At 55.9% G+C, this 11,958-nt stretch carries 12 protein-coding genes and 1 pseudogene; 8 read left to right on the top strand and 5 right to left on the bottom strand.

Features of this window, described 5'->3' with window-relative positions; all coding sequences use genetic code 11:
- Positions 1-31: 31 nt before the first annotated feature.
- The 5 genes from mltG to fabD form a co-directional block, all read right to left on the bottom strand.
- Positions 32-1,003 (bottom strand): endolytic transglycosylase MltG, encoded by a 972-nt coding sequence (gene mltG / locus WBM93_RS00405; RefSeq protein ID WP_424427048.1) that lies wholly within the window; start codon positions 1,001-1,003, stop codon positions 32-34.
- 4 nt (positions 1,004-1,007) lie between these two features.
- Positions 1,008-2,264 (bottom strand): beta-ketoacyl-ACP synthase II, encoded by a 1,257-nt coding sequence (gene fabF, locus WBM93_RS00410; protein ID WP_424427050.1) that lies wholly within the window; start codon positions 2,262-2,264, stop codon positions 1,008-1,010.
- A gap of 151 nt (positions 2,265-2,415) precedes the next feature.
- Entirely contained in the window at positions 2,416-2,652 is a 237-nt protein-coding gene (locus tag WBM93_RS00415; RefSeq protein ID WP_089132491.1) for an acyl carrier protein, read from the bottom strand.
- Positions 2,653-2,768: 116 nt separating this feature from the next.
- Complete coding sequence (gene fabG, locus WBM93_RS00420; RefSeq protein ID WP_424427052.1) at positions 2,769-3,512, bottom strand: 3-oxoacyl-[acyl-carrier-protein] reductase; 744 nt, start codon at positions 3,510-3,512, stop codon at positions 2,769-2,771.
- A 48-nt stretch (positions 3,513-3,560) separates the two neighbouring features.
- The gene (gene fabD, locus WBM93_RS00425) at positions 3,561-4,496 is read right to left on the bottom strand and encodes an ACP S-malonyltransferase (protein WP_424427053.1); all 936 of its coding nucleotides are present in this window, start codon (positions 4,494-4,496) and stop codon (positions 3,561-3,563) included.
- Positions 4,497-4,616: 120 nt separating this feature from the next.
- Between fabD and WBM93_RS00430 the strand changes: the two genes are divergently transcribed.
- The 8 genes and pseudogenes from WBM93_RS00430 to WBM93_RS00465 form a co-directional block, all read left to right on the top strand.
- Positions 4,617-6,020 (top strand): phosphotransferase family protein, encoded by a 1,404-nt coding sequence (locus tag WBM93_RS00430; RefSeq protein WP_424427055.1) that lies wholly within the window; start codon positions 4,617-4,619, stop codon positions 6,018-6,020.
- Positions 6,017-7,294 carry an acyl-CoA dehydrogenase family protein gene (locus WBM93_RS00435; RefSeq protein WP_424427057.1) on the top strand — a complete coding sequence of 426 codons (1,278 nt, stop codon included), beginning with the start codon at positions 6,017-6,019 and terminating at the stop codon, positions 7,292-7,294. Before WBM93_RS00430 ends, WBM93_RS00435 begins: the two co-directional genes overlap by 4 nt.
- Before the next feature lie 67 nt (positions 7,295-7,361).
- The gene (locus WBM93_RS00440; RefSeq protein WP_424427059.1) at positions 7,362-8,462 is read left to right on the top strand and encodes a helix-turn-helix transcriptional regulator; all 1,101 of its coding nucleotides are present in this window, start codon (positions 7,362-7,364) and stop codon (positions 8,460-8,462) included.
- A 195-nt stretch (positions 8,463-8,657) separates the two neighbouring features.
- Positions 8,658-9,539, top strand: coding sequence for an SH3 domain-containing protein (locus WBM93_RS00445; RefSeq protein WP_424427061.1), 882 nt, complete (start codon positions 8,658-8,660; stop codon positions 9,537-9,539).
- Between the two features lie 293 nt (positions 9,540-9,832).
- On the top strand, positions 9,833-10,195 hold the full coding sequence (rpsF, locus tag WBM93_RS00450) for a 30S ribosomal protein S6 (protein ID WP_424427063.1): 363 nt from the start codon (positions 9,833-9,835) through the stop codon (positions 10,193-10,195).
- A gap of 20 nt (positions 10,196-10,215) precedes the next feature.
- Positions 10,216-10,440 carry a 30S ribosomal protein S18 gene (gene rpsR / locus WBM93_RS00455; protein ID WP_424427065.1) on the top strand — a complete coding sequence of 75 codons (225 nt, stop codon included), beginning with the start codon at positions 10,216-10,218 and terminating at the stop codon, positions 10,438-10,440.
- 10 nt (positions 10,441-10,450) lie between these two features.
- A complete protein-coding gene (gene rplI / locus WBM93_RS00460; RefSeq protein WP_424427067.1) occupies positions 10,451-11,110 on the top strand; it encodes a 50S ribosomal protein L9 in 660 nt (219 codons plus the stop codon).
- A gap of 87 nt (positions 11,111-11,197) precedes the next feature.
- Positions 11,198-11,958, top strand: a pseudogene (locus tag WBM93_RS00465) (hypothetical protein); the annotation flags it as partial.

The following is an 11,958-nucleotide window of genomic DNA, read 5'->3' on the forward strand; positions in this document are numbered from 1 at the left end:
GCTCGCGGAGATATCCCGCAGCTTGCAGCTTCTACATTTCTCCACGTTCCCGCCGTATAGCGAACCATTTTTCGACATTTGCATTATGCTCTTTTAACGTATTGGCGAAAATATGCCCGCCCTTGCCGTCAGCGACAAAATAAAGCGCTTCGGTATCGGCAGGATCAAGCACGGCTTCAATCGATGCGCGGCCTGGATTTGCAATCGGACCTTTGGGCAAGCCCACCATCGCATAAGTATTATAGTCGTTGACCTGGGCAATTTCCGATTGCCTGATGCGACGCCCAAGCGGCTTTCCCTTGGTGTTCGGGTAGATGATCGTCGGGTCAGCCTGCAGCATCATGTTCTTACGAACACGATTGCCATAAACACCCGCCACAGTCCGGCGCTCCCTCGCCAATGCCGTCTCCTTCTCGACAATCGCGGCCAAAATGATCGCCTCTTTTGGCGTTTTCACCACACTGGCTTTGGTTCGTTTCGGCCAAAGCTCGGCGAGCGTGTCGCTCATCGCCTTCTGCATCCGCCGGAGCACCGCTGCCCGCTGCTCACCGCGTTCAAAACTGTAACTGTCCGGCAGGATGGACCCTTCCGCCGGTACCGGGATATCGCCCTTGAGCAGTTTTTCGGCCATCAATTTCTCGTACACGATGATCGACGGCGTTCCTTCCGGAACAGTGATCAGCCGTTGCACCGATTTTCCGCCTTGCAAGATATCCAGAATCAGCGCGTTGCTGGCGCCCGCCGGAATTTCAAATTCTCCGGCCTTGATCGGTTCCGATCCTCCGAGTATTTTGGCTCTGTTCAAAAACGTATCGGCGGATTTGATGACACCTTCCGATTCCATCGCCTCGGCAGCCATGGCCAGACTCGAGCCGGATCTGATGATGATCGTCCGCTGCTGCTCCAGCGGACCGCTGGCGTTCCAGCCATAAAGGAAATTCCCGGCCAGCACGACCGCGATGACCGCCGCCGCTACCAGTATCAGGCAACCGAGACGGCGCATATTGCTAGATCGCTTTCATGATGACACTGGCATTGGTTCCGCCAAAACCGAAGCTGTTGCTGAGCACGGCCTTGACCTTCCGCTGTTTGGCAAAATGCGGCACCAGATCGACGCCGGCACATTCCTCTTCCGGATCGTCGAGATTCAAAGTCGGAGGTACCGTCTGATCGCGCATCGCGAGGATGCAGAAGATAGCCTCGACGGCCCCTGCACCACCGAGCAAATGCCCGATTGCCGATTTGGTCGAGCTCATCGACATGGTCGCGATATCATCACCGAACAGGCGCCGGATCGCAGCCAGTTCGAGGACATCGGCCATGGTCGATGTGCCGTGCGCGTTCACATAATCAATATCGGCAGTGGTCAGACCCGAGCGTTTGAGCGCCATCGCCATCGAATTATAGGCGCCGATGCCTTCAGGATGCGGTGCGGTGACATGATAGGCATCGCCTGACAGGCCATAACCGACCACTTCACAATAGATTTTGGCTCCGCGAGCCTTGGCGCGTTCATATTCTTCGAGAACCACAACGCCAGCGCCCTCACCCATGACAAAACCGTCGCGGTCCTTGTCATAAGGCCTCGAAGCCGCCGTTGGATCGTCATTGCGTTTGGTGGAAAGCGCTTTGGCTTGCGCAAAGCCAGCAATGCCAATCGGGCAGATGGTTGCTTCCGCGCCGCCAGCCAGCATCACATCGGCATCGTCGAGCGCGATCATCCGAGCCGCATCACCAATACTGTGCGCGCCGGTTGAACATGCGGTAACCACCGCGTGATTGGGGCCCATCAGGCCATATTTGATCGAAACCTGTCCTGAGATCAGATTGATCAGACGTCCGTGAACAAAATGCGGGCTGACGCGGCCCGGGCCGCGCTCTGCCAGTACCAGTGATTCCTTTTCGATTCCCGGAAGACCGCCAATGCCTGAACCGATCGAACAACCGGTGCGAAATCTGTCTTCTTCCGACATGTCGGTCAGACCGGCATCTTCAAACGCCTGTCCGGCGGCATCGATGCCATAGATGATGAAAGGGTCGACCTGCCGCTGAACCTTGTGATCGACCCGTAAATTGGGATCGAACCCATATTCGTGGTCAGCCGGCTTCACTTCACAAGCGATGTGACATTTTTGATCGGATGCGTCGAAATGGGTGATTTTTCCGGCACCCGACTTGGAAGCCAATATATTCTTCCAGGTTGTTTCCACATCTCCGCCCAGCGGCGTTACCAGGCCCATTCCGGTTACAACTACACGACGCATATCATGCCTCTCCTTGCGGGCTTAGCATGCCCGAAATCAAAAACGGCCACCGGTTCAGGATGTTCTCCCGGGCCGGTGAGCCGCTTTGCTGTTTTTCAGCGATCATCGGCCAAGAGGCGCGCCCTTTTTCAAGGCGGCACCCCAAAATCGATTAGCCCTTGTTTTTGTCGATGAAATCGATGGCGTCTTTAACCGTTCCGATTTTTTCGGCTGCGTCATCTGGAATTTCGACGCTGAATTCTTCTTCAAACGCCATAACCAGTTCAACAATGTCGAGGCTGTCAGCGCCCAGATCATCGATAAAAGCAGCTTCTTCGGTTACTTTGTCGGCTTCAACACCCAGATGCTCAACAACGATCTTTTTTACCCGGTCTGCAGTCTCACTCATGAGAGTTCCCTTTTTGTTAGGATGTAATTTCAATTTCGTCCTAGTGCGGTGGCGCGCGCCTTGCAAGTGTCAGTGAAGTCGAAATCGCACAGGACATCATGTTTTTCGGCAAAGTCTTAGGAAATCATCGCCATACCGCCATTTACGTGCAGTGTCTGACCGGTGACATAGGATGCCTCCTGGCTGGCCAAATAGACCACGGCGGCACCGATATCGTCACCGCTTCCCATTTTGCCTGCCGGAATCTTGCGGTTGATATCGTCCTTCTGGGCATCAGTCAGCGCATCGGTCATCGGTGATTCAATGAATCCGGGCGCCACGCAATTGACCGTGATATTGCGGGACGCAAGCTCCTGCGCCAAAGCCTTGGACATTCCGACCAAGCCAGCCTTGGACGCAACATAATTGGCTTGTCCCGGATTACCGGTCGCGCCAACGACCGAGCTGATCGAGATAATGCGGCCATGGCGCGCCTTCATCATCGGCCGGGCGGCGGCACGAATCAGGCGAAAGGCCGATTCCAGATTGACGCGGATAACGTCGGAGAAATCTTCGTCCGACATCCGCATCGTGAGTCCGTCGCGGGTGATACCGGCATTATTGACCAATATGTCCAGCTTGCCGAACTTCTCCACCGTATCAGGAACCAGGGCGTCGACTTCTTCCGCTTTGGAAAGATCGCACGGCATGACTATATGGCCCTCGCCAGCCAAATCCGGAATCATCTCCATCAGCACGTGCATGCGTGTTCCGGAAAGCGCGACGGTCGCTCCTTGCGCGGCCAGGGATCTGGCGATTGCTGATCCGATCCCTCCGGACGCTCCGGTTACCAAGGCCGTCATTCCGCTTAAATCAAACATTCCAGATTCCTTAAAAATTCAAGTGATAGAGATTGAATGCTGCAGCCGCTACAGACTCTTCAAAAAGTCCTCGATGTCATCCATGGAAACAAGGCTGACAGTTTCGGCGTCGGGCGCAATTCGCCCAACCATTCCGGTCAAAACTTTGCCGCCAAATTCGACAAATTGTTCCACTCCGCCTTCCGCCATATGGCTGACCGATTCCCGCCAGCGCACGGTTCCGGTCACTTGCCGCACCAGCAGATTGCGGATTTCATCTACATCCGAAACCGGTGCAGCGGTGACATTGGCGAAAACGGGGACGACGGGCGAGAAAAGATTCGCTTCCACCAGCGCTTCTTCCATCGCTTCCGCCGCTGGCTCCATCAGCGAACAGTGAAACGGCGCGGAAACGGGCAGCAATATCCCGCGTTTGATGCCATGGTCCTTCGCCGAAGCGATCGCCCGCTCGATAGCGCCGATATGCCCGGAAATCACCACCTGGGTCGGATCATTGTCATTGGCGACCGTGCAAATTTCACCTTCAGCGGACGCTTTCGCCAGCGCGGATGCCTTTTTGATGTCGGCACCCAGCAAGGCCGCCATACCGCCCTCGCCCACCGGCACGGCTTTTTGCATCGACAGACCGCGCAGCTTCAGCAATCCGGCGGTGGTGGTCAGATCCAGCGCTCCGGCTGCACACAGCGCGCTATATTCGCCGAGGCTATGGCCGGCGACATAAGTGCAAAGTTCGCCCAGGGGTTTGCCGCCATCCTTTTCCATTACCCGTAAGGTCGCAATCGCATTGGCCATAATCGCCGGCTGGGCGTTTTCTGTCAGGGTCAGCTCGTCTGCGGGTCCCTCGCACATCAGCTTGAACAGATTTTGTTCCAGTGCATGATCGACTTCCTCGAACACTTCCCGCGCTGTTTTGCTCGCCTCGGCCAGCACTCTGCCCATGCCGACGGCCTGGCTGCCCTGTCCCGGAAAAATAAATGCACGCATGTCGACCCCCAATTCTCAAATATGATTGAGCGAATTAGGCACGATTGATTGGTCATGCAAGCGTCGCGCTCGAGATGTAAAACCATTGCACAATTTTAATCGCGTGATTAAGCCGTTTATATGCAGGGAGAGAACTTCCAGAAAAAGCTGACAGACTATTGCACCGAAGCTTTTGGTGCAGGTGGCCAACTAGGCCAATTGCGGCGACTGTCAGGTGGTGCCAGCATGGAAAGCTGGGGCTTTTCCTATGGCGAAGAGGAGTTTGTCCTGCGCCGCCTGCCCGACGGCCTTTCCTCTGATGATGACGGATTGCGCGGGGTTCCGCTTGCCACTCAGGCCGATGTTATCGAACTGGCTTGCTCTGCCGGTGTGACCGCACCGCAGGTTCGCGGCAGGCTTCGCCCTGAACATGGCCTGGGCGAAGGCTTCATCATGACCAAGGCGGAGGGTGAAACCCTGCCCCATAAAATTCTCGGCAATCCGGACTTTGCCGTAGCTGTAAAAAACCTGACCGAACAATGCGCTGGTGAACTCGCAGCCATTCACCAGATACCGGTGGAGGCCTTGCCCGCTTCGCTGGAATATTTCTCGCCCGCAGAACTGATTCGGCTGCAGAAAGACAAATATGACGAGATTGGCGGCCAGATCCCGATCTATGAATATGCCTTCCACTGGCTGAACCAGAATGCGCCGGATGCGACCGCCAAATATCTGGTGCACGGCGATTTTCGGATGGGCAATCTGATGATCGACCACAACGGGCTGTCAGCAGTGCTTGACTGGGAACTGGTCCGGCTCGGCGATCCGGTGCAGGATCTGGCTTATTTGTGCACGCCGAGCTGGAGATTCGGTCATTATGAAAAAGTGGCAGGCGGCTTCGACAGTGCTGAATCGCTGTTGCAGGCTTATGCCGAAGCAAGCGGAACAGAGGTTGATACCAGCCGTTTTCGCTTCTGGCTGATCTATTCGACCCTGTGGTGGGGCGTGGCCTGCATGGTGATGGGACAGATCTGGCGCAGCCACGGAGACCGCTCGCTGGAACGCACGGTGATTGGCCGCCGCGTGTCCGAGGTTGAAATCGATCTCTCCCTGTTGCTCGAGGAAATACTGCCCGATCAACTCTGTACCCCGCTCGATTGGACGGTGCCCGATGCAAAAACGGTAACCGGCGAATCGAGCTATGGCGAGCTTCTGACTGCACTGGAAGAATGGAACTCAGACCACGTGCAACCCGGCCTGCAGGGACATGACAAATTCCAGTCGCGCGTCGCCGGCAACGCGCTTGGAATCGCCCGGCGGCAGGCAGAATGGGGACCCGGCTTCCACGATGCCGCCGAAGGCCGGCTGGCCGCCATCGGTTATGATCACGGACAGCTGTGCGCCGGACTTTCAAACGGGGATATCGCGATCACTTCCCCCGCGGTCTGGAACCACCTGCGGCTTTCCGCCCTCGAACGCCTGTCCATCGATCAACCCAAATATGCCGGCCTGACAGTCGCGCTCAACAAATGGAGTCCGTCATGACCACTTTCGAAATCCCGCAAGAGATTGAAGATTATCTGGACGTGCTTGACGACTTTATCGAGCGTGAGATCAAACCGATCGAAAGGCGCGACGACAATATCCGCTTCTTCGATCACCGGCGCGAAGACGCGCGGACCAATTGGGACAACCAGGGACTGCCGACCGAGGAATGGGAGGAATTGCTGGGCGAGATGCGGCAGGTCGCCGACAAGGCCGGCCATTATCGCTATGCTTTGCCAGAGGAGTTTGGCGGCCGGAACGGAACCAACCTTGGCATGGCCCGGATCCGCGAACATCTCGCACACAAAGGTTTGGGGCTGCACAATGACCTGCAGAACGAGAATTCCATCGTCGGTAATCTGGTGCAGCCGCTCATGCTGCGTGATTTTGGCAGCGAGCAACAAAAACGCGATTATATTCCCGGGATGCTGGCGGGCAAAATGGGCTGGTGTTTCGGGCTGACGGAAGAACATCATGGCTCGGATGCGACATGGATGGACACGACCGCTGTCCGTGAATCCCGTGACGGGGTCGATGGCTGGCTGATCAACGGCAACAAGATGTGGACCACCGGCCTGCACAAAGCGTCCCATGTGATGACCTTTGCCCGGCACAGCGGCAAGGATGGCGACGCAAAAGGGATCGGCTGCTTCATCGTACCGGTGGACGCCAAAGGCTTCAAGGTCGGCGAGTATATGTGGACGCTCAACATGCCCACCGATCATCCGAAATGCTCTTACACCAATGTCTGGATCCCTGCCGATGCGGTACTCGGCGATCTCGATATGGGCCTCGCCTGCGCACAGCATTTTGTCCATGAGAACCGCATCCGCCAGGCGGCGTCATCGCTAGGCGCTGCGCAATATTGCATCGATGAATCGGTGAAATATGCCGGCGAACGCAAACCGTTCGGCAAACCACTATCCGTCAATCAGGGGATCCAGTTCCCGCTGGTCGAACTGCATACCGAAGCGGCAATGCTCCGCCAGCTGATTTACGCGACTGCAGCCAAGATGGACACCATGCCCAAACCGGACGTCGCCAAATATCTTTCCGCCCAGGTCAGCATGTGCAACTATCGCGCGAACCGCCTGTGCTGCGACGCCGCCGACCGCGCGATGCAGGTCCACGGCGGCATGGGCTATTCCCGCCACACGCCGTTCGAGCATATCTACCGCCATCACCGGCGCTACCGGATTACCGAAGGTACGGAGGAAATCCAGATGCGAAAGATTGGCGGCGAAATGTTCGGGTTTCTCGGTACAAAAAGGTAGAATTTCCCTTTAATATTGTTAGCTTGCATGGAGAACGTCTGATCAAGGGAAGTAAAGGAGGCAGCCAGTGCAGGAACAGCTGATTGACCGTATTTACGAATGTTCGGTTGTTCCGGAACTCTGGCCCGACGTTCTGGACGAACTGGCTTTGATTACCGATTCGATCGGCGGCATGTTGTTCTCGGTCCGCAAAGCGGTGAACTGGACCGCGTCGGCAAATGTGTTCGAAGCGTTTGAAACTTACGTCGAAGACGGCTGGCTAGGCAAATGTCCACGCCGAATGTGCATGATGGAAAGATCCGAGCCAACATTTTTTGTCGAGCAGGATTTCTGGAACGAAGAAGAACTGGCCAACAACCCGTTTTACCGGGATTTTTTCCATCCTCGCGGACTCGGCTGGTCGGCCGGCACTCTTTTACAAATGCCGACAGGAGACAATATCGTTTTCAGCATCGAACGTCAGCTGAAACAAGGTCCGATCGAGCGCAATCACGTCGATCGCCTCAACGAGCTGCGGCCTCATCTGTTGCGGAGCGCGTTTGTTTCGGCAAGACTCGGTCTCCAACGGGCGCAGGGTGCCGGAGAGACTCTGTCCAGATTCGGACTTCCGGCGTTGCTCCTCGATGCACAGGGGAAGTTTGTCGAAGCCAATGACCGGGCGGAATCTGTCACCGATCTTGTCAGATTTAACGAACCGGCCGGACGTGTGGTTTTTGCAGATCGCCGAGCAAACGCCTTTTTGACTGGCGCACTGGAAAGACTCGATGGAGTTTCCGCAACCGACAGCCTATCTTTTCCGATCCGCAACAAGGATGGCAATGCAGCCCATGTCGGCCACGTCATGCCGATAAAGCTCGCCGCGCATGATATTTTTGCTAATAGCTACGCGCTGCTATTCTTAACTCCGTTAGATCAGACGCGGGCGCCTTCGACAGAATTGATGCGAAGCCTTTTTGATATGACCATCGCCGAAACGCGCGTCGCAAAAGAATTGGTACAAGGCCGAACGCTCTCGGAGATCGCGGAGACCGGCGGGGTCTCTATCACCACAGTGCGATCACAGCTCAGCAGTATCCTTGCAAAAACTGGCTGTAGTCGTCAGGCCGAACTGGTCGGATTACTCGCCAATATAGCGCTTGGTCAAAGCGACGAAACGCTGGACTGCTAGGCTTCCCGCCCCAGCGACAATCAATCTGACTGGCGCGGGTGCTGCCTCAGAAAGATCATGATTATTCCCGGCTCTCATTCATTTGAAGGATGAGCCGTCCTTTTTTCCCACGCATAAACAGCCTTACGGTTCCTCGATTGCGGAACCAAATTTTCTGAATGAAAACGGCTTATCAGCACAGGGAACCAGAATATCATGACCAAGTCACAATTCATCTCAACATCAGCGATCACCTTTGCGACAATGCTTGCTTTCGGCTCACCAGCTCAGGCAGCGAAACAGGGAGCGGTTGAACTCGCCCAGTGCGATAGCAGCCATGGTACAATTGCGGTGGTCGAAGGCGACACACAGGGCTGGAGCAAATTCGGACTTGGCAGCCCACGCGAACTGGTGACTGCCATTGTGCGGCAATCCGGATGTTTCGCGATCCACAACGCCGCGAGCGCAACACCTGCGGACTTTCTCGTCAATGTCATCGCCGGTGACAAGGAAGAAGTCGATCAGGGCATTCAGGCAGCAAAAGGTCTCGCGACAGACGCTTTCGTCCGCTCCGGCGCCGCTGGGCAGATTCTGGGTCGAGTGCCGGGTGCAGGCGCGCTTATGGGCATGTTCGGCGGACTCGGCGGAAAAAAGAAGGTCGTGGCCGCCGGTATTCGTGTAGTCAGCCCTATCAACGGACAGACGATAATTGCCGGGACCGGAGAAGTGAAAAAATCAACCTTGTCGTTCGCCGGCGGCACGCCCTGGGTGGCTGGCGCCAACACAGCGGGATATGCGGAATCGAAAAACGGCAAGATGCTGACCGAGGCATTCATCATCGCTTATAATAGCGTTGTTTCCCAGGCTGGCGCGCTATCAGCGGTTCAGACGACGGCTCCAGCGCCACAGGCAAGCCCGACATATACCGTCGCGATTGATACAAACCTCTATGCCAGCGCGGACAAGAATGCCGAAATGGTTCGCGCATTGCGAGCTGAAACGGAACTGACGCCGACCGGCAGCAAAGCGGGCCTGTTCGTAGAGGTTAGCGACAATTACGGTACAAAAGGGTGGGTTTCGGTGGAGGACTTGCGATAATTGCGACCCGATCGCAAGACTTCCATTCTGAAGGGCGCTTTCGGTTCGGAGAGCGCCCTATTTGTTCCACAAAGCTGGGACCGTCGTTTCATCCGGAAAATCGGCTCTTTCCAGCAATCCCGATAAGTCGCTCCCCTGCCCGTGACACCCCCTTGCATTCCCTCACCAATTCAGCCATAGGCGCCGCTTCCGCGTGATCCGGCCTGTCCGAATCACCCGGAAAACGAAGAAAGCCGGAGGGGCGTTCGCATGGTGCGGCGTCAGCGATCGGCGGTAAATGAAGGAATGATTGCATGCCAATGTATGAGCATGTCTTCCTTGCGCGGCAGGATCTGAGCCAGTCTCAGGTTGATACCCTTGCGCAGGAAGCCACCAAAATTGTAGAATCGAATGAAGGCAAGGTCGTTCTGACCGAAACCTGGGGCCTGCGTACGCTCGCCTACAAGATCCAGAAGAACCGCAAGGCACATTATGTCATGCTGCGTCTTGACGCTCCGGGCAGTGTTGTCCTGGAACTCGAACGCCAGACCCGGATCAACGAAGATGTAATCCGTTTCCTGACCATCCGCGTCGACGAGCATGAAGAAGGCCCGTCCGTGATGATGCGCAAACCCGACCGCGACCGCAAACCGCGTCGCGATTTCGATAATAATTAAGCCAGAGAAGGAGTTAAGATATGGGACGTCCATTTTTCCGTCGCCGCAAAAGCTGTCCCTTTTCCGGCAAAAACGCCCAACCTATCGACTATAAAGACGTGAAGACGCTGCAGGGATTCATTTCCGAACGCGGCAAGATCGTACCAAGTCGTATCACCGCAGTTTCCGCCAAGAAGCAACGCGAGCTTTCCAAAGCTATCAAACGCGCCCGCCATCTCGGCCTCCTGCCTTACCTCGTGAAATAGGAGCGAAACGATGGATATTATTTTGCTTGAACGCGTAGAGAAACTGGGAAGCATTGGCGACATCGTCACCGTCAAAAACGGCTATGCCCGCAATTTTCTGCTGCCCAACAAGAAGGCCCTTCGCGCCAATGCGGCGAACAAGAAGGTCTTTGAAGCCAATCGCCAGCAGATAGAAGCTGACAATGAAACCAAGCGCAAGGAAGCCGAAGCGGCATCCGGCGGCATCGAAGGCAAGCAGATCATATTGATCCGCGCGTCGTCTGCCAGCGGCCAGCTTTACGGCTCCGTATCCGTGCGCGACATTGTCGAAGCCCTGAACGCTGACGGCGCTGCGGTCGAAAAGAGCATGGTCATCCTGGAAAAACCGATCAAGACGCTCGGTGTTTTCGATGTCCGCGTTCGCCTCCACCCGGAAGTCAATGTTACGATCCAGGCCAATGTCGCCCGTTCGGACGACGAAGCCGATCTTCAAAAGGACGGCGTCGATGTGATTGCCCAGATGTTTGACGATGATCAGGCCGAACTGGCTGCGAACGCCCTTGCTGCTGACAGCGAAGAACAGGGTGAAGACGCCGGCGAAGAAACCGGTGAAACAGCTGAGGAAGCGGCTTCTGAAACCGCGGAAACCACCGAAACAGAAGAGCAGGACGACACCGAAACCAAGGAATAGTCCCATTCTGACTTTGATATTGAAAGCCCGGGTCCGGAGCGTCGCAAGACGGTTCACCAGATCCGGGCTTTTTCTTTGGAGGCTGGCTTGAACAACGAATGGCAGTCCATCTTTGCGAAAGATGCGTCGCTTTTTCCGCATCTGGCTGATCTGCAAAAGGATCAGGTCCTGCTGTCGACGATGAGCGAGGCTGCCTTCCAAGACGCCAGTTTCCTCGATCAGCGCCTTTTCACTCCCGATCTGCAGCGACAAATCGTTTCCTGGGCGGATATCGTATCCGTGGCTCTGCCAGCCCTGCCCAAGCCGCAATATATTTTCCACGTCGGTCATGTTGGATCAACCCTGATTTCGCGGCTTTTGGGAGAATTGGACAGTATATTGGCGCTGCGAGAACCGGCAATATTGCGGCAGCTTGCCGACGTTCATGTAAACAATGCAGCTGATGTTGGCTGGACCCTCGACGAGCAGGCCGAACGGCTCGGTCAGGTGGAAGGCTGGCTTTCCCGTGTGTTTCACACCGACCAGCGAGTGATGATCAAGGCGAGCAGTTTTGTCAGTCCCCTGGCCCGCTCCCTGTTGGCCGAAGCAGGCAATGCGCTTTTTCTGTTCGCTTCTCTCGAACGCTATCTGCAAACGATATTGGCGGGCGACGCGTCGAAGCAGGAGGCGGCCGCGCTGGCGGACATCAGACTATACCGGCTTGAGCAACATTGTGGTGAGGCTTTGGAGAAGAGAGAAAATCTGTCGCTTGCTCAAACCGCAGCTCTAGGATGGCTTTGCGAAATGGTCACGCTTCGCGATGCCCGGGCCGAATGTCCCGACGCCGCCATTACCTGGATGGATTTTGA

Origin of the sequence: Parasphingorhabdus sp. (assembly GCF_049667325.1) — a bacterium.
Lineage (GTDB): Bacteria > Pseudomonadota > Alphaproteobacteria > Sphingomonadales > Sphingomonadaceae > Parasphingorhabdus.